Source organism: Streptomyces sp. NPDC107654 (genome assembly GCF_055639035.1).
On sequence record NZ_JBVKBI010000023.1, the window covers coordinates 25,383 to 50,178 of the forward strand.

At 74.0% G+C, this 24,796-nt stretch carries 19 protein-coding genes; 15 read left to right on the forward strand and 4 right to left on the reverse strand.

Annotated elements, in window-relative coordinates; genetic code table 11:
• Window positions 1-39: 39 nt before the first annotated feature.
• Both ACZ7N4_RS30810 and ACZ7N4_RS30815 read left to right on the forward strand, forming a co-directional pair.
• Window positions 40-786: an MBL fold metallo-hydrolase gene (locus tag ACZ7N4_RS30810; protein ID WP_471364602.1), complete on the forward strand. Its 747-nt coding sequence runs from the start codon at window positions 40-42 to the stop codon at window positions 784-786.
• Between the two features lie 30 nt (window positions 787-816).
• The gene (locus tag ACZ7N4_RS30815) at window positions 817-2,091 is read left to right on the forward strand and encodes a DUF4032 domain-containing protein (protein ID WP_471364605.1); all 1,275 of its coding nucleotides are present in this window, start codon (window positions 817-819) and stop codon (window positions 2,089-2,091) included.
• Between the two features lies 1 nt (window position 2,092).
• On the opposite strand, the gene ACZ7N4_RS30820 is transcribed toward ACZ7N4_RS30815, so the two are convergent.
• Window positions 2,093-2,959 carry a universal stress protein gene (locus tag ACZ7N4_RS30820; protein WP_471364608.1) on the reverse strand — a complete coding sequence of 289 codons (867 nt, stop codon included), beginning with the start codon at window positions 2,957-2,959 and terminating at the stop codon, window positions 2,093-2,095.
• Between the two features lie 252 nt (window positions 2,960-3,211).
• Between ACZ7N4_RS30820 and ACZ7N4_RS30825 the strand changes: the two genes are divergently transcribed.
• From ACZ7N4_RS30825 to ACZ7N4_RS30840, 4 genes are all read left to right on the forward strand, one after another.
• Complete coding sequence (locus ACZ7N4_RS30825; protein WP_471364612.1) at window positions 3,212-4,888, forward strand: NAD(P)/FAD-dependent oxidoreductase; 1,677 nt, start codon at window positions 3,212-3,214, stop codon at window positions 4,886-4,888.
• Entirely contained in the window at window positions 4,885-6,336 is a 1,452-nt protein-coding gene (locus ACZ7N4_RS30830) for an ATP-binding protein (RefSeq protein ID WP_471364615.1), read from the forward strand. Before ACZ7N4_RS30825 ends, ACZ7N4_RS30830 begins: the two co-directional genes overlap by 4 nt.
• On the forward strand, window positions 6,333-6,683 hold the full coding sequence (locus ACZ7N4_RS30835) for a UBP-type zinc finger domain-containing protein (protein WP_471364618.1): 351 nt from the start codon (window positions 6,333-6,335) through the stop codon (window positions 6,681-6,683). The genes ACZ7N4_RS30830 and ACZ7N4_RS30835 overlap by 4 nt, the downstream gene beginning before the upstream one ends.
• A 217-nt stretch (window positions 6,684-6,900) precedes the next feature.
• Window positions 6,901-9,855 carry a helix-turn-helix transcriptional regulator gene (locus ACZ7N4_RS30840; RefSeq protein ID WP_471364623.1) on the forward strand — a complete coding sequence of 985 codons (2,955 nt, stop codon included), beginning with the start codon at window positions 6,901-6,903 and terminating at the stop codon, window positions 9,853-9,855.
• 82 nt (window positions 9,856-9,937) lie between these two features.
• Here ACZ7N4_RS30840 and ACZ7N4_RS30845 read toward each other — a convergent pair whose 3' ends face one another.
• Window positions 9,938-11,725: a M4 family metallopeptidase gene (locus ACZ7N4_RS30845; protein WP_471364625.1), complete on the reverse strand. Its 1,788-nt coding sequence runs from the start codon at window positions 11,723-11,725 to the stop codon at window positions 9,938-9,940.
• A 308-nt stretch (window positions 11,726-12,033) separates the two neighbouring features.
• Between ACZ7N4_RS30845 and ACZ7N4_RS30850 the strand changes: the two genes are divergently transcribed.
• Window positions 12,034-13,239 (forward strand): serine hydrolase domain-containing protein, encoded by a 1,206-nt coding sequence (locus ACZ7N4_RS30850; protein ID WP_471364629.1) that lies wholly within the window; start codon window positions 12,034-12,036, stop codon window positions 13,237-13,239.
• A gap of 123 nt (window positions 13,240-13,362) precedes the next feature.
• On the opposite strand, the gene ACZ7N4_RS30855 is transcribed toward ACZ7N4_RS30850, so the two are convergent.
• Window positions 13,363-14,766: an alpha-lytic protease prodomain-containing protein gene (locus ACZ7N4_RS30855; protein WP_471364632.1), complete on the reverse strand. Its 1,404-nt coding sequence runs from the start codon at window positions 14,764-14,766 to the stop codon at window positions 13,363-13,365.
• Between the two features lie 167 nt (window positions 14,767-14,933).
• Window positions 14,934-15,917 carry a LysR family transcriptional regulator gene (locus tag ACZ7N4_RS30860; protein WP_471364636.1) on the reverse strand — a complete coding sequence of 328 codons (984 nt, stop codon included), beginning with the start codon at window positions 15,915-15,917 and terminating at the stop codon, window positions 14,934-14,936.
• A 126-nt stretch (window positions 15,918-16,043) separates the two neighbouring features.
• Between ACZ7N4_RS30860 and ACZ7N4_RS30865 the strand changes: the two genes are divergently transcribed.
• From ACZ7N4_RS30865 to ACZ7N4_RS30900, 8 genes are all read left to right on the forward strand, one after another.
• The gene (locus tag ACZ7N4_RS30865; RefSeq protein WP_471364640.1) at window positions 16,044-16,982 is read left to right on the forward strand and encodes an AraC family transcriptional regulator; all 939 of its coding nucleotides are present in this window, start codon (window positions 16,044-16,046) and stop codon (window positions 16,980-16,982) included.
• Between the two features lie 36 nt (window positions 16,983-17,018).
• Window positions 17,019-17,864 carry a dioxygenase family protein gene (locus ACZ7N4_RS30870; protein WP_471364644.1) on the forward strand — a complete coding sequence of 282 codons (846 nt, stop codon included), beginning with the start codon at window positions 17,019-17,021 and terminating at the stop codon, window positions 17,862-17,864.
• Between the two features lie 109 nt (window positions 17,865-17,973).
• The gene (locus ACZ7N4_RS30875; protein WP_471364649.1) at window positions 17,974-18,648 is read left to right on the forward strand and encodes an AIM24 family protein; all 675 of its coding nucleotides are present in this window, start codon (window positions 17,974-17,976) and stop codon (window positions 18,646-18,648) included.
• Between the two features lie 163 nt (window positions 18,649-18,811).
• The gene (locus ACZ7N4_RS30880; protein ID WP_471364652.1) at window positions 18,812-19,852 is read left to right on the forward strand and encodes a tetratricopeptide repeat protein; all 1,041 of its coding nucleotides are present in this window, start codon (window positions 18,812-18,814) and stop codon (window positions 19,850-19,852) included.
• A complete protein-coding gene (locus tag ACZ7N4_RS30885) occupies window positions 19,849-20,874 on the forward strand; it encodes a polyprenyl synthetase family protein (protein WP_471364657.1) in 1,026 nt (341 codons plus the stop codon). Before ACZ7N4_RS30880 ends, ACZ7N4_RS30885 begins: the two co-directional genes overlap by 4 nt.
• A 102-nt stretch (window positions 20,875-20,976) precedes the next feature.
• Window positions 20,977-21,963, forward strand: a complete 987-nt coding sequence (locus ACZ7N4_RS30890) for a threonine/serine dehydratase (protein WP_471364870.1) — start codon at window positions 20,977-20,979, stop codon at window positions 21,961-21,963.
• Between the two features lie 60 nt (window positions 21,964-22,023).
• Window positions 22,024-23,604 (forward strand): serine/threonine-protein kinase, encoded by a 1,581-nt coding sequence (locus ACZ7N4_RS30895; protein ID WP_471364660.1) that lies wholly within the window; start codon window positions 22,024-22,026, stop codon window positions 23,602-23,604.
• A 50-nt stretch (window positions 23,605-23,654) separates the two neighbouring features.
• On the forward strand, window positions 23,655-24,626 hold the full coding sequence (locus ACZ7N4_RS30900) for an LLM class F420-dependent oxidoreductase (protein WP_471364664.1): 972 nt from the start codon (window positions 23,655-23,657) through the stop codon (window positions 24,624-24,626).
• The last annotated feature ends 170 nt before the right edge of the window (window positions 24,627-24,796 follow it).

A 24,796-nucleotide genomic window follows, 5' to 3' on the forward strand; every position in this document is an offset into this window, starting at 1 on the left:
CTGTCCCCGACGGTCAGCCGCACAGGGCTCGGGGAGATCATGCGGGCAGAGGTACACCAAGTCGCCGACGGCACCTTTCTGGTGCACGGCAACCACGTCAACTGGGTGATCCTGAAGGACGGCGACGCCGTCACCCTGGTGGACACCGGGTATCCGGGAGACCGCCGGGGAGTCCTGGAATCCCTGGCCGAGGTGGGCAGTTCACCCGAGGCGGTCGCCGCCGTGCTGATCACCCACGCGCACAACGACCACCTGGGCTCGGCCGAGTACCTGCGCGCCCGCTACGGCACCCCCGTGTACCTGCACCCGGCCGAGGTACCGCACGCCCGGCGTGCGTTCCTGCAGCAGGCCACCATCGGCGACGTGGTCCGCAACCTGTGGCGGCCGGGTGTCCTGCCGTGGGCGGTGCACGTGATCCGGGCGGGCGGCGCCGACCACAACCCCGTCACCGCGCCCGAGCCGTTCCCGAACGAGGGACCGCTGGACCTGCCGGGCCGTCCCGTGCCCGTGCACACCCCCGGCCACACCGACGGCCACTGCGCCTACCACCTCCCCGGGTCGGGCATCGTCATCTCCGGTGACGCCCTGGTCAGCGGGCACGCGACCTCGCGCGTCAAGGGCCCGCAGATCCTGCCCGACTTCTTCCACCACGAGCGCGCCCGGGTCGTGGCCTCGCTGGACCTGATCGGCGCGCTCGACGGCGACACCCTCCTGCCCGGACACGGGCCGGTCCACCGCGGCCCGGTGCGGACCGCGGCCGAGCAGGCCCGGGACCGGGCCTCCTAGAACACCCGGGCGGGGCCTTAGGGTTCCGCCATGGCCTTGCAGATCAGCGCCACGAACCCGGAGCACCCCGCACTCCTGCTCGCACTGCCCTGGGACACCCCGCTGGAGGAGTGGCCCGAGCACCACCTCGTGCCGCTCCCCCGCGGCATCTCCCGGCACGTGGTGCGCTACGCGCACGCCGGCGACGAGGTGATCGCGGTCAAGGAGCTGGCCGAACGGCCCGCGCTGCGCGAGTACGAGCTGCTGCGCGACCTGGACCGGATCGGCATCCCCGCCGTCGACCCGCTCGCCGTGGTCACCGGCCGCACCGACCCCTCCGGCGCGCCGCTGGAGCCCGTCCTCGTCACCCGTCACCTGCGCGGCTCGATGCCGTACCGGTCGATGTTCGAGACGACCATGCGCCCGGCGACGATGCACCGGCTGATGGACGCCCTCGCCGTGCTGCTGGTCCGGCTCCACCTGGCCGGGTTCGCCTGGGGCGACTGCTCGCTGTCCAACACCCTGTTCCGGCGGGACGCGGGCGCCTACGCGGCCTATCTGGTCGACGCCGAGACCGGCGACCTGCATCCCCGGCTCAGCCCCGGGCAGCGGGACTACGACCTGGAGCTCGCCCGCGTCAACATCAGCGGCGAGCTGCTGGACCTGGAGGCGTCCGGCGCGCTGCACCCGTCGGTCGACCCGGTCGAGTTCGGCCACGAGATCCGCACCCGCTACCAGGGGCTGTGGCAGGAACTGACCCGCACCTCGGTGTACCCGGCGGGCAAGTACCACTACATCGAGCGCCGGATCCGCCGCCTGAACGACCTCGGGTTCGACGTCGCCGAGATGCAGATCGAGCACTCCTCCAACGGCGACACGGTCACCTTCGTGCCGAAGGTGGTCGACGCCGGCCACCACCAGCGCCAGCTGCTCCGGCTGACCGGTCTGGACGCCGAGGAGAACCAGGCCCGGCGGCTGCTGAACGACCTGGAGAGCTGGATGGCCACCCAGGACGACTACGCGCCGGGCGCCCCCTCCCCGAGCTCGCGGCTCCGCTCGGACAGGGGGGACCCCCATGCCGCCCGTCCCGAGGTGCTGGCGCACCGCTGGGTGCGGGACGTGTTCCGGCCGGCCGTGCGGGCGGTGCCGCCGGAGCTGCGCGGCTCCATGGATCCGGCCGAGATCTACCACGAGCTCCTCGAACACCGCTGGTACCTGTCCGAGCGCGCCCAGCACGACATAGGCCTCGACACCGCCGTCGAGGACTACGTCGAGAAGGTCCTGCCCAAGGCCCGGACCACGCTGGAGCCGACCGAGGCGCAGTAGCTCACTCGTGCGGGACGACGGCCACCGGGCAGTCGGCGTGGTGCAGCACCCCGTGCGCGACCGAGCCGATCCGGGCGCCGACCGCCGTACGGCGCGCCCGGCGCCCGACCACCATCAGCTGGGCCCGGCCGGCCGTCGACAGCAGCACCTGGCCGGCGCTGCCCATCTCCACGTGTTCGGCGACGGGCACCTCCGGGAACCGCTCCCGCCACGGCCGGAGGGCCTCGGCCAGCGCCTGCCTCTCGTACGGTTCGAGGCCGCCGGCGTCGTCCAGGAGCTTGAGGGAACCGGGGCTGTAGGCGAAGACCGGGGGCAGTGTCCAGGCCCGGACCGCGCGGACGGCCGCGCCGCGGGACGCCGCCGTCTCGAACGCGAACCGCAGCGCCGCCGCGCTGTCCTCCGGGTCGCCGTGCTGGCCGACCACGACGTCCCGGCCGGCCGCCTCGGCCGCGGCCTGGTCCCCGGCACGCACCAGGACCACGGGCCGGGCCGCCTCCGCGATGACCTGCCGGCCGACCGAGCCCAGCAGGAAGCCGACGACGGGCCCGTGGCCGCGCGAGCCGAGCACCAGCATCTCCGCCCCGGCCGCCGCCTCGGCCAGCGCGTGCGCGGCGGCGCCCTCGACCACGTCGGTGGTCACCGTCAGCCCCGGGTGCCGCTCGGACACGGTCCGCACGGCCTCCGCCACGCCCTCCGACACCCATCGATGCTGGGTGTCCCGGTCGGCTGCGGCGAGCGCCTCGGCGTACCGCCAGGCGTGCACCACGCGCAGCGGCAGCCGCCGGCGTACGGCCTCCCGGGCCGCCCAGTCCAGCGCGGCCAGACTCTCCTCCGTACCGTCCACCCCTGCCGTGATCGGGCGTGTCATCCGCGGGCCTCCTCGTCGTCGCCGGGTCCTGAGGCTGCTGGTGCCCGCTGACGGGCACCGATCACGATGATCTCTCCTCCACCGTGCTCCGACGGCTCCCCGGGCCGGAGGCGCGCCCGCCGCTGTGGGGCAAGCGGGTGGGCTCGGACAGGCAAGCGGAACCCGCGGAGGCGAACATACGATGGCCTGGTACCGGTGCGGTGGTCCCCACGACACCGATCCGGTGGATCCGGCACTCGGGTGGGGAGACGTATGGCACAGGCCGCCGACACCGCGCGGACCGTCATCCTGACCGTGGACGACGACCCGGGGGTCTCCCGTGCCGTCGCCCGCGACCTCAGGCGGCGCTACGGCGAGTCGTACCGGATCGTGCGCGCGGAGTCCGGCGAGTCCGCCCTGGACGCGCTGCGCGAACTGAAGCTGCGCGGTGACCTGGTCGCCGTGATCCTGGCGGACTACCGCATGCCGCAGATGAACGGCATCGAGTTCCTGGAACAGGCCCTCGACGTGTACCCGGGGGCACGGCGGGTGCTGCTGACCGCGTACGCGGACACCAACGCGGCGATCGACGCGATCAACGTGGTCGATCTGGACCACTACCTGCTCAAGCCGTGGGACCCGCCGGAGGAGAAGCTCTACCCGGTCGTGGACGACCTGCTGCAGGCCTGGCGCACCAGCGCCTACAAGCCGGTGCCCAGCACCAAGGTCGTGGGACACCGCTGGTCGGCGCGCTCCTCGGACGTCCGCGAGTTCCTGGCCCGCAACCAGGTGCCGTACCGCTGGTACTCGGTGGAGGAGCCGGAGGGTCGGCGGCTGCTGGCGGCGGCCGGACAGGACGGACAGCGGCTGCCGCTGGTGATCACCCCGGAGTGCACGGTCCTGGTCGAACCGGAGGCGCCCGAGCTGGCCGCGCACGTGGGGCTGGCGACGACGCCGACGGCCGACTTCTACGACCTGATCGTGATCGGCGGCGGTCCGGCCGGGCTCGGCGCGGCCGTGTACGGGGCCTCGGAGGGCCTGCGGACCGTGCTGGTGGAGCGGTCGGCCACCGGCGGACAGGCCGGGCAGAGCTCACGGATCGAGAACTACCTCGGCTTCCCCGACGGCGTCTCCGGCGCCCAGCTCACCGACCGGGCGCGCCGGCAGGCGGCCAAGTTCGGCGCCGAGATCCTGACCGCGCGCGAGGTGACGGGTCTGGAGGTCAACGGCGCCGCCCGCGTCGTACGGTTCGCGGACGGCTCGGCGATCGCCGCGCACAGCGTGATCCTCGCGACCGGCGTGCAGTACCGGGAGCTGGAGGCCGCCGGCTGCTCCGACCTGACCGGGTGCGGGGTGTTCTACGGCTCGGCGCTGACCGAGGCCGCCTCCTGCCAGGGCCAGGACGTGTACATCGTCGGCGGCGCCAACTCGGCGGGCCAGGCGGCGATGTACCTGTCCCGGGGCGCGAAGTCGGTGACGCTGCTGGTGCGCGGCCCGGACCTGTCGGCGTCCATGTCGCACTACCTGATCCAGCAGATCGACGAGGCGCCGAACGTCTCGGTCCGCTGTCACACGGTCGTGGAGCGGGCGCACGGCTCGGACCGCCTGGAGCGGCTGACGCTGCGTGACGCGGTGACCGGGGAGACCGAACAGGTCGACGCGCAGTGGATGTTCGTGTTCATCGGCGCCGCCCCGCTGACGGACTGGCTCGGCGACAGCGTGCTGCGCGACGGGCGGGGCTTCATCCTGGCCGGGCCCGACCTGACCGCCGACGGACGGCCGCCGGCCGGCTGGGAGCTGGACCGGGCGCCGTACCACCTGGAGACCAGTACCCCCGGGGTGTTCGTGGCGGGCGACGCGCGCGCCGAGTCCGCCAAGCGGGTCGCGTCCGCCGTCGGAGAGGGAGCCATGGCCGTGATGCTCGTCCACCGGTACCTGGAGCAGTCATGAGCGGGCAGGTCGTGGCGTGCAGCCCGCAGGAGATCGGCTCGCTGTTCCTCTTCGAGAAGCTGAGCGCCGAGCAGCTGGGCCGGCTGTGCGCCCAGGGACGGGTGGAGCTGTTCCAGCCCGGCCCGGTGTACACCGAGGGCGACCCGGCGACCTGCTTCTTCGTGATGATCGAGGGCACGGTCCTGCTGTCCCGCCGGGTCGGCGGCGACGACGTTGAGGTCACCCGGACCTCGCAGCCCGGGGTGTACGCGGGCGCGATGCAGGCCTACCTCGGCGACCGGGTGCGGCAGGTCTACAACAACTCCATGCGGGTCACGGTGCCGACGCGGTTCTTCGTGCTGCCGGCCGACCTCTTCGCGGACGTGATGCGCGAGTGGTTCCCGATGGCCGTGCACCTGCTGGAGGGACTGTTCTTCGGCACGAAGAACACCCAGGCGATGATCGGCCAGCGGGAACGGCTGCTGGCGCTCGGCTCGTTGTCGGCGGGGCTCACGCACGAACTGAACAACCCCGCGGCGGCCGCGGTCCGGGCCACCGCGACCCTGCGGGAGCGGGTCGCGAAGATGCGGCGCAAGCTCGGCCTGATCGCCGAAGGGCCCTTCTCCCGCGAGGTGCTGGCGAGCCTGGTCGAGATCCAGGAGCGCACCGCGGAACGGGTGGCCAAGGCCCCGGTGCTCAGCCCGCTGGAGGCCAGCGACCGGGAGGACACGCTCACCGACTGGCTGGAGGACCACGGCATCGACCACGGCTGGCAGCTGGCGCCCACCTTCGTGCAGGCCGGATTCGACGTGGACTGGCTGGAGCGGGTCGCGGCGGCGGTGGACGAGGAGATCCTGCCGAACGCGGTCGGCTGGCTGAACTACACCGTCGAGACCGAGCTGCTGATGGACGAGATCGAGGACTCCACCACCCGGATCTCGCACCTGGTCGACGCCGCCAAGCAGTACTCCCAGCTGGACCGGGCGCCGTACCGGGAGGTGGACGTGCACGAACTCCTCGACAGCACGCTGCTGATGCTCTCGGGGAAGACCGGTCCGGGCATCGAGGTCGTCAAGGAGTACGACCGCACGCTCCCGCCGGTGCCCGCCTACCCGGCCGAGCTGAACCAGGTGTGGACCAACCTGGTGGACAACGCCGTGTCGGCCATGAACGGCGCGGGCGGCCAGGGCACGCTGACCGTGCGGACGGCACTCCACCACGACCGGCTGCTGGTCGAGTTCCGGGACACCGGTCCGGGCGTGCCGCCGGAGATCAGGGACCGGATCTTCGACCCGTTCTTCACGACCAAGCCGGTCGGCGAGGGCACCGGCCTCGGCCTGGACATCTCCTGGCGGATCGTCGTCAACAAGCACCACGGGGCCCTGCGGGTCGAGTCGGTGCCCGGCGACACCCGTTTCCAGGTGCTGCTGCCCCTGACCGCACAGACGCCCGACGAGGAGCCGGTATGAACGACGTCGACGGAATCGACCCCAGCGTCCCGCCCAGCGGCACGGGCTGTGTGGAGTGCGAGGAGGCGGGCGGCTGGTGGTTCCACCTGCGCCGGTGCGCGCGGTGCGGGCACATCGGCTGCTGCGACGACTCCCCCGCGAAGCACGCCACCGCCCACTACCGGGCCACCGGGCACCCGGTGATCCAGAGTTTCGAGCCGGGCGAGGGCTGGTTCTGGAACTACGCCACCGACGAGTTGTTCACCTCCGGCCCCGAACTCGCCCCGCCGGACAGCCGTCCCGCCGACCAGCCGGCGCCGGGTCCCGCGGGCCGGGTGCCGGAGAACTGGGCGCAGACGCTGCGTTGAGGCCGCGGCGGGTACGGCGGTCCGCCTCGCCGTCGGTGCCGGGGCGTCGTCGGGTGCCGGGACGTTCTCGGTGCGGCGGCCTCGTGGGTGCCGGGGTGATGTCGGTCCCGGGGGTGTTGTCGGTACCGGGGGTGTTGTCGGTACCGGGGGTGTTGTCGGTCCCGGGGGTGTTGTCGGTACCGGGGGTGTTGTCGGTGCCGCGTGGCAGGATGAGGGCGTGTCGCAGACCGCCTTCACCACAGCCCCGCTGATCGGCCGGGACGAGGAACTGGCCCGGCTCACGGGCGTGCTGGAGCGTGCCCGGGGTGGTGCCGCGGGAGCGGTGCTGCTCGCCGGGGACGCCGGGGTCGGCAAGACCCGGCTGCTGGACGAGGCCGCCGGGCGGGCGGCGCGGGCCGGGGCCACCGTGGTGACCGGGCACTGCGTGGACCTCGGCGACGTCGGTCTGCCGTACCTGCCGTTCACCGAGATCCTCGGCGCGCTCGCCGCCGACGAGCGGTTCACGGCCGTCATGGCCGCGCATCCCGCGGCGGACCGGCTGCTGGGCGCCGGCCCGGACGCGGGCGGCGGGCCCGACGAGCGGCTGCGGCTCTTCGAGGACGTCGCCGGTCTGCTGGCCGGTCTGGCCGGGGTGGCCCCGCTGCTGCTCGTCCTGGAGGACCTGCACTGGGCCGACCAGTCCTCACGGGACCTGCTGCGCTTCCTGCTCAGCCGGGGCCTGCCGCACCGGCCGGGCGGCGCCCGGGACCGGCGGCTCGCGATCCTCGCCTCCTACCGCACCGACGACCTGCACCGCCGCCACCCGCTGCGCCCCCTGCTCGCCGAACTGGTCCGGCTGCCCGCCGTGGAGCGGCTGGAGCTGCGGCCGCTGCCCGATCCCGAGGTCGCCCGGCTGGTGCGGACCCTGGAGGACCGCCCGCTGCCCGACGCCGTCGTGCGCGGGATCGTGGCCCGCGCCGAGGGGAACGCGTTCTACGCGCAGGAGCTGCTCGCGGCGTCCGGCGCGGACGGCGTGCCCAGCGGCCTCGCCGACCTGCTGCTCATCCGGGTCGAGCAGCTGTCCGAGACCGCGCAGCAGGTGCTGCGGACCGCGGCCGTGGCCGGGCGGCGGGTGCGGCACGGGCTGTTGCGCGAGGCGGCCGGGCTGCCCGAGGAGGAGTTGGAGGCCGCGCTCAGGGAGGCCGTCGGGCACCAGCTGCTGCTCGCCCAGGACGACGGCACGTACGCGTTCCGGCACGCCCTCACCCGGGAGGCGGTCTACGCCGATCTGCTGCCCGGCGAGCGGTCCCGGCTGCACGGCGCCTACGCCCGGCTACTCGCGGACGGCGGAGTCCCGCAGACGGCGGCGGAACGCGCCCACCACTCCCGGGAGAGCCACGACCTGCCCGCGGCGCTCGCGGCCTGTCTGGAGGCCGCCGACCACGCCCGGCGGCTCGGCGCGCCCGCCGAGGAGCTGCGGCACCTGGAGACCGCCCTGGACCTGTGGCCGTCGGTGCCCGCGTCCGTCCGGCCCGCCGGGGAGGGCCTGGACCGGGTCATCCTGACGCTGCGCGCCTCGGCCGCCGCGGCCCACGCCGGCGCCTTCCACCGGGCGGTCGCGCTGAACCGGGCGGCGCTCGCCGGGGTCGGCGAGGACACCGACGGCGAGCTGGCCGCCCGGGTCCGCTACACGCTGGCCGGGAACCTGCTGGCGGTGGACAGCCTGACGGCGGCGTTCCGCTACAGCAGCGAGGCGCTGGCGATGATCCCCGCCGAGCCGCCGTCGCGGACGTGGGTGTGGGCCGCGGCCACGCATGTCGCGGCGGCCCGCCACGTCGGCGAGGACGAGACCGCGCTGCGGATCGGCCGGCAGGCCCTGCGGGTCGCCGAGGAACTGGGCGTGCGGGGCGCCCAGGCCGATCTGCTGATCTCCCTGGCGGTGGTCGAGGGCGGTGGCCGGCGCTCCCCGGAGGGCCGGAAGACGCTGCGGCGGGCAATGGAGCTGGCCCGCGCCGCCGGGAACGCTCAGGTGGAGACGCGTGCGCTGTTCAACCTGGCGCTCGGCGCCGTGGAGGCCGGGGACCTGACGGAGTGCCTGCCCCTGCTGGCCGACGGCCTGGAGCGGGCCCGCCGGGCCGGTCTGCTGTCCTCGGTGTACCCGTTGGAGCTGCGTTACCTCCAGCTGCTGGTGCTGTACACGCTGGGCCGCTGGGACGAGTGCCTGCGCCTGGCGGCCGAGGCCGCGCCCGGGCTGCCCGCGCCCGGTGGCGCCTTCGCGACGAGCCCCGCGCTGTACGTGGCGCTGGCCCGGGGTGACCGCGGCGCGGTGGACCGGGCCCGGGTCCTGCTCGAGGGGCCGTTCGACTGGATGGGCACGCTGGTCGCCGGGATCGTGCTCACCGACGCCGCCACGCGGGACGGCGACGCGGAGGGCGCCGTCGCACGGATGCGGGAGACGGTCACGGCCCTCGGTGACGTGACGGGACGGCGACCGGGCGTCGCGGTGCGGCTGGCCGCGCTCTGCCTGGCGGCGGTCGCCGACCGGGTCACGGAGCTGCGGCGCGGGGGCGGCGCGGACACGGAACTCGCCCGCTGGGCGCAGACGGCGGCCGAGTTGGCGGAGGCGGCGCGCGACGGAGCCGGGCAGGGCGAGGAGGGCCTCGCGCAGGGCCCCGAGGGGCGGGCCTGGCTGGCCCGGGCGGAGGCGGAGTGGGCGACGGTCGTGTCCGGTCCGGATCCGGCGGCCTGGGGGAGGGCGGTCGCCGCGTTCGGCTACGGCGACGGGTACGAGCAGGCGCGCTGCCGGCTGCGGTACGCGCGGGCGCTGCTCGCGGTGGAGCGGCGGGCGGAGGCGGCGGAACAGGCGCGGCTGGCCGGGGAGACGGCGGCCGGACTGGGTGCCGCGCCGCTGTCGGAGGACGTCGACGCGCTGGTCCGCCGGGGCCGCCTCGGGGCCGGGGCCCCGGCCGCCGGTCATGTTCCGCTGACCGCGCGGGAGCGGGACGTCCTGCGGCTCCTCGCGCGGGGCCGCAGCAACCGGCAGATCGGCGAGGAACTGTTCATCACCGGCAAGACGGCCAGCGTGCACGTCTCCAACATCCTCGCCAAGCTGGGCGCGGCGAGCCGTACGGAGGCGGTGGCGGTGGCCTACCGCCGGGGTCTGATCGCTCCGGAGCCGGCCGGGACGGGGTGACGGCAGGCGGGGCCGCCCCCGGACATGCGGATGCCCCGCGCGGGGCGGGGCATCCGGTGGTGCGGGTGTGCTGCAGCGTCCGTCAGTGGTGGGCGCGCGGCGTGTTGGCGGCGGTGACGTTGACCGCGGCCCACGACTTGTCCACCGTCTTGTACTCGGTGCTGTTCGCGCCGTACAGGTCCTTGGCCGCCTTCAGCGTCGCGACGCGCGCCTGGTGGAAGTCGGTTGAGGAGACCATGTAGCGGGTCAGCGCCCGGTAGTAGATGGCCGTCGCCTTGGTGCGGCCGATGCCCTTGACCGCGATGTTGTGGTACGTCGGCGAGTTGTACTTCACGCCGCTGATCGTCTTCTTCCCGCTGCCCTCGGCGAGGAGGTAGTAGGCGTGGGACGAGACACCGGAACCGGCGTGCACCTCGGTGTAGTAGGTGTCCGCCGACCAGTAGTCGATGGTGCCCTCGAGCTTGTCGAGCGAGGGGTGGTCCAGGCGGCGCAGGAACTTCTGCGACAGGCCCAGCTTCTCGCCGACCAGGTAGTCCGGGGTGTCCTTCGTGTTCTTGGCGTAGAACTCGACGTTGGAGCCGAAGATGTCCGCGAGCGACTCGTTCAGCGAGCCGGGCTCGCCGTACTGGTTGCCGTCGGAGTCGACGAAGGTCGGCTGCAGGTTGGCGGTCGCCTCGACCACGCCGTGGGTCAGCTCGTGACCGGTGACGTCGAGGACCACGAGCGGTTTCTTGAACATGTCGCCGTCGCCGTCGCCGTACAGCATGCAGTTGCAGGTCGGGTCCCAGAAGGCGTTGGCGATCTTCTTGCCCCAGTGCACCATCGCCTGCGCGGGCTTGCTGTTGTTCGCGATGCCCTTGCGCTTGAAGGTGCTCTTGTAGAAGTCGAGCGTCTTCGTGATGCCGTACTGGGCGTCGGCCGCGGCGCTGACCCGGCTGGTGGTCTTGCCGTTGCCCCACACGTTGGTGGTGTTGGTCAGCTTGGAACCGGCGCTGAACTTCTCCGTGTACGAGCCCTTGGCGTCCCGCGTCTCGGTGCCGTACCGGTTCGGGTCCTTGAGCTGGTAGTGGCCGCGCGAGGTCTGCGTGGTGGTGAGACCGACGGTGCCCACGAAGAGGGTCTTGCCGGTGCCCTTGGCGGCCGACGGGTAGGCCGCGGCACCGGTGCCGCGGGAGCCGACCAGACCGGAGACGTCAGTGCCGGAGCCGGAGCCGGTGGCCGGGTCGAGGGTCTCGCCGCGCTCGCGCAGGGCGTTGAGCAGCTTCGGCGACAGGAACTCGTCCCGGGTCGGCGTGTTGCTGCGCACCTTGCCGGTGACCGCGTCCACGACGACCGTGCGGGCGCTGTCCTCGTCGGTGACGGTGACCTGGTAGGCGAGCGCGGAGACGCCGTCGCGGGCGTCCACCACGAGCTGGGCACTGCCGGCGTCGCCCTTGGCCGCCTTGGCGGCCTTGGCGGCGGCCTGGCCGGCGGTCAGCTTGGCGTGGGCGGCGGCGGGCTTGACCGTGTGGTCGGCCGCGCGGGTCACGCCCGTGTACCGAAGACCGTGGTCGAGGTGGACGACGAGGTCGCCACCGAGCACCGGAAGGTCGTTGTGGGTGCGGACGAAACGGACGTGACGAGCGCCCTCGGGGTCGATCATGACGTCCTGGGCGTGCAGTTCGTCGCCCTTGGAGACGCCGGTCGCCGAGGCGTGCGAGAAGGCCGCGGTGCGCGCCGCCTCCACCACCGCCGTGGCGTTCGACGCGGCGGAGGCGGCGGACCGCTCCACCCCGGTGGAGGGAGCCGCGAAGGCCGTACCGGCCAGGCCCGTGGCAGCCGTCGTCACCGCGACGGCGACCGCCACGGTGCGTATGTGCGGTCTACGCAATCTGATCAGGGTTCCTTCGTTCGAAGGCGGCAGGGATCCCCAACCGCCTTGAGGCATGGCGCCGTTGCGCACCAAGGGGGCTGATCCGCCCCGAGCGCCACCCTTGCGGATCATTCATGGACACGTAAAGCCGGAATGATCCATTTCGCGAACTTCTATGGCAATCCTTTGCAAATGGGCGCCACAGAGTGATCGCGGGATGACCAACTGTGTGTCGGCTGTGGAGACGACGGCCTGATCCCCTAGGTTCCCAGGGCGGAATGTGACCGATATCGCATCAGAAACCGAACCGAGGAAGAGGGTACGGGATGGTCTCAGCAACGGTGGGGCGGGGAGCGGTTCTCGGAGCGGTCGCGCTGTCCCTGCTCGCGGTCCCGGCGCGGGCCGCGACCGGAGGGCCGGACACCGAGGAGCCGGGCAGCCGGGCGGCGGCGGCGCCGCCGGCACACGGCAGCGCGGCACTGCCGGCGCCCGACACCGCGGGGGTGGCCGCGGTGCTGAAGTCGGCGGTGGCGCAGGGCGCGCCGGGCGCGCTGGCCCGGATCGACGACCACGGCCGGACCTACCGGGTCACGCACGGTGTCGCCGACCGCGCCACGCGGCGGCCCATCAGCACCGACGACCGGTTCCGGATCGGCAGCGTCACCAAGACCTTCTCGACGGTCGTACTGCTCCAGCTCGTCGACGAGCACCGCCTCTCGCTCGACGCGCCGGTCAACCGGTACCTGCCGGGGCTGCTGCCGGACGACCGGATCACGGTCCGGCACGTGCTGAGCCACCGCAGCGGGCTGTACGACTACAGCAACGACATGTTCGCCAGCAGCGTCTCCGGCTTCGAGGCCGTCCGGAGGAAGGTCTTCACCTACCGTGAGCTGGTCGCCCTGTCCCTGAGGAAGCCGCGCACCAACGCCCCGGGCGCCGCCTACTCCTACTCCAACACCAACTTCGTCGTCGCCGGACTGCTCATCGAGAAACTCACCGGGCAGCCGGTGGGGACGGCGTACCAGGACCGCGTCATCGGGCCGCTGAAGCTGCACGACACCTTCTACGTCCATCCGGACACCGCGATCCCCGGCCGGCACGCCCGCGGGTACCTGACGCCGGACACGGCGGGCGCGCCGTTGGTCGACGCGACGGCGCAGACGGTGTCGTGGGCACAGAGCGCGGGGGCGATCATCTCCAGCGCGCACGACCTCGACGTCTTCTACGGCGCCCTGCTCAAGGGGAGGCTGATGTCCGCGGCACGGCTGGCCGAGATGGAGCGGTTCACCAAGGTGAACAGCACGACGGCGTACGGGCTCGGGCTGCGGCGGCGTGACCTGACCTGCGGGGTGTCGGTGTACGGGCACACAGGGGCGGTGCAGGGCTACTACACGTACGCGTTCAGCACGAAGGACGGCGGGCGGAGTCTCACGGCCGTGGCCAACACGTCGAACAACGGCAAGGTGCTGGACACCCTGGCCGGTGCCCTGGAATCGGCGTTCTGCGGCAAGGGGAAGGCGGCCGGGGGCTAGCCACCGCGTCACGGCGCCGTCTGCCCGGACGTTCCGGACGCCCCGGGCCCCCCGGATGTTCCGGACGCTCTGGTGGGGCGTGCGGGGCGTCCGGGCGGACGGCGGTCCCCGGGGGTCAGCCGCTCACTGCCGCTGCCACAGCGCGGGGGGGTTCGGCGGCTCCCAGCCCGGCTGGGCCTGATGGGTCTGCAGACAGCGGTAGGTGGCGCCGCCGTAGGTCACCGTGGCGCCCGCCTGGTAGACGGTGCCCGCCGCCCAGGTGCCGCCCGGGTCGCCCGGGTCACCGGGGTCGCCCGGGTCACCGGGGTCGCCCGGGTCACCGGGGTCGCCCGGGTCACCGGGACCGGTCGCGGTCGTCTTCAGCGTCAGGCCGTACGACTGGAGGATCGGGTTGACCGGCTGGAAGTACGTCGTTCCGCCGCTCGTGCAGTTGCCCGTGCCGCCCGAGGTGACGCCCTGTGCCTGGCTGCCGGAGATGAACGAGCCGCCCGAGTCGCCCGGTTCGGCGCACACCGAGGTGCGGGTGACCCCGGTGACCGTGCCCTCCTGGTAGGTGACGCTGCTGTTGAGCTGCTGCACCGTGCCGCAGTGCCAGCCCGTGGTCGAGCCGGAGCGGCACACCGAGGAGCCCACCGTCGCCTGGGTGGAACCGGTGACCTGCGCGCTGGAACCGTTGACGTACGGCGTCGCCGTCCAGTTGGCGTTGGCGGCCACCCACGCCATGTCGTTGCCGGGGAAGACGGAGGCCTGGAAGGTGCCCTGCGGGACCTGGCTGGCGCCGGTGGTGGTGCTGCCGGCCCGGCCGCAGTGGCCGGCCGTGGCGAAGCCCTGCCGGGTGCCCCGGGTCACCGGGAAGCCGATCGAGCAGCGGGTGCTGTTGTCTATGTAGTACGCGTCACCGCCGCGCAGATCGTAGAGCGGACGGGGGTGCTCGGCCGACTTCACCGTGCGGGCGAGGGAGGCGTCGACGTGGGCCGCCGCCAGCAGGGAGCGCGCGGCGTCCGTGCGTACCGCCCGCACCACGAGCGCGTTGGACGGGACGTCGACGTACCAGACCGGGGTGTCGGTGGTGGCGCGCCGCGCGGCGGCCCGGTCCAGGCGTGCCTTGGCCGCGTCGAGCGCGGCCAGGGAGTGGACGACCACGCGCGCGGTGGCGCCCCGGGCCCGGATCGCCGGCACGTCGGCCGGGTCCGTGGTGGCGACGGTCAGGGTCTCCGACTCCGCGCCGCGCACCCAGGCGCCCGCGAAGTGCGTGCCCAGTGCGGCCCGCAGCCGGCCGGAGGTGGCGCCCGCCTCCGCCTCGTTGGCCAGGCGGCGTTCGGCCTGCTGCCGGTTCAGGCCCAGGTCCCGTTGGAGCGCCCGCAGGAGGGCGGGCGGGGCCGCGTCGGTGTGCAGGGTCCGGGCCGCCGTGGGGGCGGCCGGGGAGTCGGACGGGAGGGCGCTCGCGGAGCCGCTGAGCCCGGCCACGAGCAGGGCACCCGCCGCCGCGGCGGCGGCGCACGCGGCTCTGAGGTGTCGTTGGAGCATGGGGAGGTCTCCTCGGATTCGGTGGGGTGCCGGAAACCGTACGGAGCACCCGGCCGCGCCCGTAAGACGTCAGCCGACCCCCTGCCCCGGTGTTATGGCAGCCACGCGCCGTCAGTCCGCACGCCCCGCCCGCACGCCGTCAGTCCGCACGCTCCGCTCACGCGCCGTCAGGACGCGCGTCCCGTACGGTGGTGCGCCGTGGTCGCCGGTCCCCCGCGGTGCGCGAGCCAGCGGGTGTAACCGTCGCTGCGCGCCGCCGCGTCCTCGTGCGCCTTGCGGCTCTGCGCGAGCACCGTGGCCGCGGTGCCCGGTCGCTGGCCGGCCGGGCGCCAGCCCAGCAGGTGCCGCCAGACCAGCGGGGTGCCGGTGAGCGGGCGGGTGGTGAGGCCGGGTGTCGACGGGAAGGTGGCCCGGCACAGGCCCACGGCCCGGCCGACCTGCACCAGGTGGACGCAGGAGGCGGTGTCCGTCTCGTACATGCGGCGGGGGGTGAAGCCGGCCCGGGCGCAGGCCGCGGTGAAACAGTCGCCGAAGCAGCCGTCGCCCGGGACGCAGGCCCACGCCTCGTCCGCGAGCGCGGCCAGGTCGATCTCCCGTCCCCGGGCGAGCGGATGGGCGTCGGCGAGCATGACGAACACCGGGTCGACGGCGATCTCCTCCCAGACCAGGTGCGTGGTGTCGGGCGGGGGTGCGGAGCCGCAGGCACCGGCGACGGCGAAGTCCAGGCGCCCCTCGGCGAGCAGCCCGGCCAGTTCCCGTTCCGACCAGGAGGCGCGGGTGCTCAGGCTGGTTCCGGGGGCGGCGTCGGCGAGCCGGTCGACCAGCGCGCCGAGCAGCGGCCCGTGGGTGCCGCCGAGCCGCAGCCGTTCCCCCTCCCGGTGCCCGCGGGCGAAGTCGGCCGCCTCCTGCTGCAGTTCGCTGACGGCGGGGAGCACGATCCGGGTGCGTTCCAGGACCAGTTCACCGAGCGCGGTGGCCCGCACCCCGTGCCGCCCCCGTTCGAAGAGGGTGCCGCCCAAGGCCCGCTCGATGCGCCTGAGCTGCGCGCTCAGTGCGGGCTGTGCGAGCCCGAGCACCGTTGCCGCCCTGGTCAGACTGCCTGCCTCCGCGATGGTGCGAAGGGTCCTGAGATGCCGCAACTCCAGCTCCATAAGGGGAGCTTGCGGTGCCGGAGGGCGAGGGGCAAGAGGTTGGTCCAGACCAGAGTGCGGTATGTGATCCCTGCGCGTGAGAAGCGGCGAGTCCGTCCGGCTCGCCTGGAGAGGGGAGCACGAGCGATGCGCGGCACCACCGTCCCGCCGGGAACGCCCGGCCTGCCGACCGCTGCCGGGGACGTACCCCTGCACCGGCTGGAGGTGGCCGGGCCCGGGGACCCGCCGTTCGCCGCCGGCTCCTTCGAGGCGGTGGGGCCGCTGTCCCGCTGGGACCGGCCGCACCGGCACACGTTCTACGAGGTCATCCACGTCAGCGCCGGTTCCGGCACACACGTCGTCGACCTGGTGCGGTGGCCGGTCCGGCCCCCGCACCTGGCGGTGGTCCTGCCCGGGCAGGTGCACCACTGGGAAGGCGGCCGGGGTCCGGAGGGGACGCTGGCGCTGTTCACCGACGACTTCCTGGTCGACCACCCCGGCGACCGCGAGGTGCTGCGGCGGCTCGGGGAACGGGGCTGGTTCGCGCTGGACGCCGAACACGACCGGTCCGTGGGGCGGTTGATGGCCGAACTCGTCGCGGAGCACCGGCAGCGCGCCCCGGGGCACGAGAGCGTCCTGCGCTCGCTGCTGCACGTGCTCGTGGTACGCGCCGCCCGGTTGCCACGGCACGGCGAGGCCGGCCGCGATCCACGGGTGCTGGGGCGACCAGCGGCGGTTTCCGAGGAGTTCACCCGGCTGATCGCCCGCCCGGAGGCCGCCGGGTGGACCGTACGGGAGTGCGCGGGCCGGCTCGGCGTGACACCCGGCTACCTCGCCCAGGCGGTCCGGGCCGCCACCGGCCGTCCGCCGGGACGGCTGCTGATCGAGGCCCGGGTGTACCAGGCACAGCAGTTGCTCGCCCACACCCGGCTGTCGGTACGGCAGGTAGCCGCCCGCACCGGCTTCGCCGACCCCGCCTACTTCAGCCGGTTCTTCCGGCGGGAGACCGGCAGCAGCCCCGGTGACTTCCGAAAACACCACAGCCGCCACGACCAGTCCATCGAACTCCCGTCCACGCGCCCCTAGTTTCGTTGCGCATCCGATCCCCCACGAGGAGGAGACATGGACGGAGCAGGCAGCAGCGGCGCCGGGGCGCAGGAGGAGCCGAGGTCCGAGCGGCTCGTCCACCGCAAGACGGTGCTGCGCGCGGCGCTCGCCGCCACCGCAGCGGTGCCCGTCGCCCTGATCGGCGGCCCGGCGCTCGCCCGCACGTTCGTCGCGGGCGGCACGGCGCCCGGGCTCACCCCGCCGTGCGACGACGGCGACGACCCCACTCCGGAGCAGATCGAGGGCCCCTACTTCAAATCGAACTCGCCGGAGCGCACGAGCCTGCTGGAACCGGGCCTGCCGGGCACCCGGCTCACGGTGACCGGCTACGTCTTCGGGCGGGCCTGCCTGCCCCTGCCGGGCGTCCTGCTGGACTTCTGGCAGGCCGACACCGACGGCGCGTACGACAACACGGGTTTCCGGCTGCGCGGCCACCAGTTCACCGACTCCCGTGGCTCCTTCGCGCTGACCACGATCGTGCCGGGCCTGTACCCGGGCCGGACCCGCCACCTCCACGTCAAGGTGCAGGCGCCGCACCGTCCGGTCCTGACCACGCAGCTGTACTTCCCGAACGAACCGCGCAACAACACCGACACCCTCTTCGACCCCCGCCTGCTGATGACGGTGCGCGACGGGGGCGGCGGCCGGGAGGCGGCGTTCGACTTCGTCCTGGACGTCCCGCAGGACCCCGGCCCGGGGCCCGGTCCCTCCTCGCCGGAGAACACCTGGACCCCGGGGACGGCGTACCGGGCGGGCGACTGGGTCACGTACGCGGCGCGTGCGTACGTCTGCCTCCAGCCGCACACGTCCCAGCCGGGCTGGGAACCCCCGGCGGTACCGGCGCTGTGGCAGGCCGCCTGACGGAGGAGGGGGCCGTCAGGAAGGGCCGTCCCGGAAGGAACGGTCGCGGAAGGACCCGTTCGATCCGTGATCTTGGCGGAATGCCACCTTCCGGGACACCATGCCCCGCATGAAGGGTGATCTCTTTTCCAGTCAGCACGTGGTGCGGCCGGCCGTGGCTCCGGGGATGTCCGTCGAGAACGCCAAGTGCATCAGGTACACGGTGAGCGGCGAGATGTACGCCCGGCAGGGCGCGATGGTCGCCTACCGCGGCGACCTGAAGTTCGAGCGCAAGGGGCAGGGCGTCGGTGGCATGCTCAAGCGTGCGGTCACCGGTGAGGGACTGCCCCTCATGGCGGTGCGCGGGCAGGGCGAGGCCTGGTTCGCGCACGAGGCGCAGAACTGCTTCATCGTGGAGGTGGAGGCCGGTGACCAGTTCACCGTCAACGGCCGCAACGTGCTGTGCTTCGACGCCTCGCTGTCGTACGACATCAAGACGGTGAAGGGCTCCGGCATCGCCGGCGGCGGCCTGTTCAACAGCGTCTTCAGCGGGCAGGGCCGGCTCGGTCTGGTCTGTGACGGCAACCCGCTGGTCATCCCGGTGTCCGCGCAGGCGCCGGTGTACGTCGACACGGACGCGGTGGTCGGCTGGACCGCGCACCTGCAGACCTCGCTGCACCGCTCGCAGTCCATCGGCTCGATGCTGCGCGGCGGTTCCGGCGAGGCCGTGCAGCTGATGCTCCAGGGCGAGGGTTACGTGGTGGTGCGCCCCAGCGAGGTGACGCCCCAGAAGGAGCAGCACTGAACCTTCACAGGTGATCCGTGGCGGCCGGGCAACCCCGGCCGCCCCACCCGCGTCTTGATCCACAACAGACCGAGCCCCGGCCCCCGGCCGAGGCACCTTTTCGAGACGCTATACACGCTATGTATACGCACCGTGTATACATAGCGTGTATAGAAGGGTACACATGTACGGCAAGGCTTTCGCCCCGGAGTACCAGGGCGCCCTGACCACCCTCTCCGTGAACTCCTCGCTGGCCGACGTACTGGCCGAGGGCACCGAGCGGCTGCGCGAGGCCGAGCGGGCCGGACGCCCCGGCGAGGCGGCGCGCTGCGGGCTCGCCGTCGCCGAGGCGCACCGGCGGCTCGGCCATGTCGAGGACGCCGACCGGGCCTGGAAGGCGAGCTACCGCGCCGCCCGCGAGGCCGGCGACACCGCCGCCATGGCCTGGGCGCTGTGGAGCGGGGGCACCCTGGCCCGGCAGCGCGGGGCTTTCCCGCTGGCCTGGCGGCTGCTGGGACTGGCGGCCGAACTCGGCGAGCATGGCGGGGACGTCGTCGTCCGCGGCTACTCGCTGGCCGGCCTCGCCGAGACCGGCCGCATCCAGGGCGATTACGCGGCGGTCGGCCGGCTGCACGAGCAACTGCTGGCCGAGGCCCGCAAGCGGGGCGAGGCCCGGCACACCGTGTGGGCCCTGGAGGGCATCGCCCAGATGCACCGCAACACCGGCGACCACGACCGGGCCCACGCCCTGTTCCAGGAGGCGGCGGAGATAGCCGAGCGGGCCGACGACCGGCGCGGGCACGCCTGGGCTCTGCGCGGGCTCGCGGACGTCCTCTCGGCGCGCGACGGCGCCACCGGGCGTGCGCTGGAGCTGCTGGCCGAGGCGGAGGCCACCTGCCGGGAGATGAACCTCTCCAGCGCGCTCGCCTACAACCACAAGATGCAGGGCAACGTCCTGTACCGGGCGGGCCGTTACGCCGAGGCCCGCGACCGCTACGAGCTGGCGCTGACCGAGTTCCGGACGATGAGCGAGCCGCGCGGCGAGGCCCTCTCCCGGCTGGGCCTCGCCAAGTCCCGCGCCCGGCTCGGCCGCGACCACGCCGAGACCGCCGCCGAACTGGCCGACCTGGCCCGCACCCTGGAGCGCAGCGGCCTGCGGCACGCGCGGGAGATGGTGGCCCGGGCCCAGCGGGAGTTCGCCCTCGACGCGGAGGCCGTACGGTGACGGCGCCCGTCTCGCCGGTACGGGAGTCCGCCCGGCACGTCCTCGACCGGTGCCGGGAGCTGGTCCGGCCGGAGCTGCGGGCGGCGGTGGCGCGGCTGCAGCCCTGGACGGCCGAGATGGCCGCGTACTCCTTCGGCTGGTGCGAGGTCGGCGGGGCGCCCGCCGGCGCACCGGGCGGCAAGGGCGTACGGCAGGCCCTCGCGGTCCTCGGCGCCGAGGCGGCGGGCGCCGACGCCCGGGCCGGGATCCCGGCGGCGGTCGCCGTGGAACTGGTGCACGCCTTCTCGCTGCTGCACGACGACATCATGGACGGCGACGCGACCCGGCGCGGCCGCCCCGCCGTCTGGCGGGCGTACGGCACGGGTCCGGCCGTGCTGGCCGGGGACGCCCTGTTCGCACTGGCGGTGGACACCCTCGCCGCCGCGCCGGAGGGACCCGGCGCGGTGCGGCTGCTCTCCGCGGCCCTCGCCGACCTGGTGCGCGGGCAGGCCGACGACCTGCTGTTCGCGACCCGGCCCTGGACCGGCCCGGAACGGGTGACACCCGAGGAGTACCGGACGATGGCGGAGGGCAAGACCGGCGCGCTGCTGGGCTGCGCCGTGGCGCTCGGTGCCACGCTCGGCGGAGCGTCCCGGCACACGGCCGTCGTGCTGGACCGGGCCGGACGGCACCTCGGGGTCGCCTTCCAGCTGGTGGACGACGTGCTCGGCATCTGGGGCGATCCGGCCGTCACCGGCAAACCGGTGGGCGGCGACCTCCGGGAGCGGAAGAAGACGTTCCCGGTACTGGCGGCGCTCGGTTCCCCGGCGGCCCGGCGGCTGCCGGCGCTGCTCGGCTCGGCGGAGCACGCCGAGGAGGCCGCCGCGCTGGTCGAGGCGGTGGGGGGCCGTACGGCGGCCCTGGCCGAGGCCCGGGTCCACACGGCCGCCGCGCGGGAGCTGCTCACCGCCGTGCCCCTGGCCGGCGGGGCCGCCGGGGAGCTGGCGGAGCTGCTGGAGTCGCTGGTGGGCCGCGCGCTGTAGCAGTGCCCGGAAGGCGGCGTTGACCTGGCGTGTCCCGGCGGTCCAAGGTGCGAACGGCGCGGTTCCCGACCCGCGCCGGAAGGGTGAGGCACCGTGACCGGCATCTCGGACCTTTCGGATCGCTCGCACGCCCCTGACGTCTCCGACATCGAAACCGCCGCGCAGCGGATCGCCGGACACGTCGTCCGGACGCCGACGGTGCCGAGCCCCGGCCTGGGCGCGCTGCTCGGCGTCCCGGTCACCGCCAAGCTCGAACTGCTTCAGCGCACCGGCTCGTTCAAGGCCCGCGGGGCCACCGCGAAGCTGCTGTCGCTGAGCGGGGCCGAGCGGGCGGCCGGCGTGGTCGCCGTCAGCGGCGGCAACCACGGGATCGCGCTCGCGGTGATGGCCGCGGCCCTCGACGTGAAGGCGACCGTGGTCATGCCGCGCACCGCGCCCGCGCGTTCCATCGCGCTCGCCGAGGACGCCGGGGCGTCGGTGCGGCTGACCGACGGCATGGACAGCGCCTTCCGGCTGGTGAACCGGTTGCGGGACGAGGGACTGACCCTGGTCCACCCCTTCGACGATCCGGTGGTGATCGCCGGACAGGGCACGGTGGGGCTGGAACTGGCCGAGGACGCCGGGGAACTGACGGACGTCGTCGTGAGCGTGGGCGGCGGCGGTCTGATCGCCGGTGTCGCGGCTGCCCTGCGCGCCCGGCGCCCGGGGGTGCGCGTGTGGGGCGTGGAGACCGAGGGCGCGGAGGCGATGTCCGGCGCGCTGAAGGCCGGCGGCCCGGTTCCGGTTCCCCTGTCGTCCCTGGTCAGCACGTTGAGCGCGCCATCGGTCTCACAGCTGACGTACGACCGGGTCTCGGCGCTCGTGGAGGAGGTGCTGGTGGTGCCGGACCGGGACGCGGTGCGGGGGTGCCTGGACCTCGCCGAACACGCCAAGGTGTGGGCGGAGCCGGCCGCGGGCTGTCTGCTGCCGGCGGCCCGGCAGGTGGTCGAGCGGGCCGGTGACGGGGCCCGGCTGGGGCTCGTGGTGTGCGGGGGCAACACGACACCCCGGGAACTGGCCGGCTGGACCGACCGCTTCGGGATTCTTTGAACGCTCCCCCGCGCGCCCCGCGTACCTCTGGGAAAGACGAGGCAGGGGTTCCAGCGAGGGATGACCATGGTCAAGGCGCACGTCTCCGCACACGAGTTGGTCGCCGGCCGGTACCGGCTCCTGGAGGTCTTCGCCCGCGAGACGAACCGCCTGTGGTGGTACGCCGAGGACGTGACGGCGCACCAGCCCCGCCTGGTGGCGCAGACCGCCCTGCCGGGCCCCGCCGCCGAGGACACCGCGCGCCGGGTCACCGCGCGGGTCGTGCGCACGTCGGAGACCATGCGGCTGCTGCGTCCGGGCCAGGTCGCCGCGGTCGTCGACGCCGTGGTGGAGGCGGGGACGCTGTGGACGGTCACCGAGTGGATCGACGGCACGCCGCTCGGTGAACTCCTCGCCCGGGAGGGCTCGTTCCACCCGATGCGGGCGGCCCGGCTCGGTCTGGAGCTGCTGGACGTGCTGCAGGCCGCGCACGACGAGGGCATCACGCACGGCGAACTGAGCCCCGGGCAGGTCTTCGTACGCGACGGCGGCCCGGTCGTCGTCACCGGGTTCGGGCTGGCGGGCGCGACCCTGGTCCCCCGGCTCACCGCACCGTCGTACGCCTCCCCGGAGCAGGCCCGCGACGAGCGCATCGGACCGGCCGCCGACCTGTGGGCGCTGGGCGCGTTGCTCTACACGACGGTCGAGGGCCGGCCGCCGTTCCGGGACCGCGGCCGGCCGGACGCCACGCTGAAGGCGGTGGACCGGCTGCCGCTGCGCACCCCGCTGCGCACCGGCCCGCTCACCCAGGCCGTGCAGGGGCTGCTGCGCAAAGACCCGCGGGAGCGGCTGACCCGGCCGGTGGTCCGGGAGGCGCTGGCGCGGGCGCTGGCCGAGGAGACGGACGCGGACCGGCAGCCGGCCCCCGCGCCGCGGCTGCGCGGCGCCTACGCGGGGGTGGGCCCGGCCGGGCCGCTGCGCGGCAGGTGGGTCCTGACCGCAGCGGCCGTGCTGGCCCTGGTCACGGCGGCCGTGGCGGCGCTGGCCGCGACCGGCGTGCTCACCGGCACCGACACGGCCGGGGCACCGCCCCGGGCCACCGCCGCGGCCACGCCCTCCGGCCGGCACACCGGTGGCGCCACCCGGCCCACCGCCGCCCCGGCCGGCACGCCGAGCGCCCCGCCCTCCCCCGCCCTCCCTGCCGGTTACCGCCGCTACAGCGCGCCCGAGGGGTTCTCGGTGGCGCTGCCCGACGGCTGGAAGCGGCTGGCCACCTCCCGGGTGTCCGACCTCGCCTACCGCGTCACCTTCGGCCGGGGCGGCGACTCGCCCACCCTCGCCGTCACCTACAGCGAGCGCGTCGGCCCCGACCCCGTCGCCGTCTGGCGGGACGACGTCGAGCCCGGGCTGGCGCGGCTGCCCGGCTACCACCGGGTCGGCGCCGTCCGGGCCACCACCTACCAGGGTCACCGGGCCGCCGACCTGGAGTGGCTCGCCGGTCCGGGGGACGCGCGCACCCACACGCTCGGGCGGGGCTTCCTGCTGGGCGGGACGCGGGGTTTCTCCCTGCGTTTCACCACTCCCGCCACGGCCTGGGGCGACGGGGCGAACCGGCTGGCCCTGACGACGTTCCTGGGCACGTTCCGCACGCCGCGGGAGTGACCCCGGCCCGATGCCTGTTTTCCGTCCGCCGAGCCGGGGACTCGATGGTTATGGTGCAAATCGGATACACGATGATGACCGAGCAGACGGGTCCCCGGGACCTGGTGGACCACGTGGTGCGGGCCGAGGAGGGCGGTTTCGACTTCTCGGTGATCTCCGACCACTACTTCCCCTGGCTGCGCTCGCAGGGCCACTCCTCGTACGCGTGGAGCGTGCTGGGCGCCGCCGCCCAGGCCACCTCGCGGATCCCCCTGATGACGTACGTCACCTGCCCCATCCTGCGCTACCACCCGGCGGTCGTGGCACAGAAGGCAGCGACCGTGCAGCTGCTGTCCGAGGGCCGCTTCCGGCTCGGACTGGGTGCCGGAGAGAACCTCAACGAGCATGTGGTGGGCGGCGGCTGGCCGCCGGCGGACGTACGCCACGAGATGCTCGAAGAGGCCGTGCAGATCATCCGCGCGCTGTTCGAGGGCGGCCATGTCACCCACCACGGCCAGCACTTCGACGTCGAGTCGGCGCGGCTGTGGGACCTGCCGGAACAGGCTCCGCCGATCGGCATCGCCGTCTCCGGCGACCAGTCCTGCAAGCTCGCCGGGCACCTCGCCGACCTGGTGATCGCGACCGAGCCGAAGGCGGGCCTGCTGGAGGCGTTCGACCGGCACGGCGGCAGCGGCAAGCCCCGGGTGGGCCAGCTGCCCGTCTGCTACGACCCCGACCGGGACACGGCGGTCAAGCGCGCCCATTCCCAGTTCCGCTGGTTCGGCCTGGGCTGGAAGGTGAACGCCGAACTGCCGCACCCCGACTCCTTCGAGGCCGCGACCCAGTTCGTCACCGAGGACGACGTCGCCTCCGCCATCCCGTGCGGTGACGACCCGGACGCCTTCGTGGAGGCCGTACGGCCCTACGTGGAGGCGGGTTTCGGGGAGGTCGCCCTGGTGCAGATCGGCGGCGACGCACAGCACGAGTTCCTGGACTGGTCGGCCAAGACCCTGCTGCCGGCGCTGCGGGAGGCCTTCGCCTGACGCCGGCTGCTCCGCCGAGCGGGTCGTACGCGACCGCGGGGCCTCGGAGTTGCGGTACGAGTCCGTCGTCGGCGGCCCGGTCCCCGGCCCGGCGGCCGGGCCGGGAGACGGACCCCGGCCGCCGACGTGCGGATGAGCTCCTACGTCTCCCGCCCCAGAATCATGCTCAC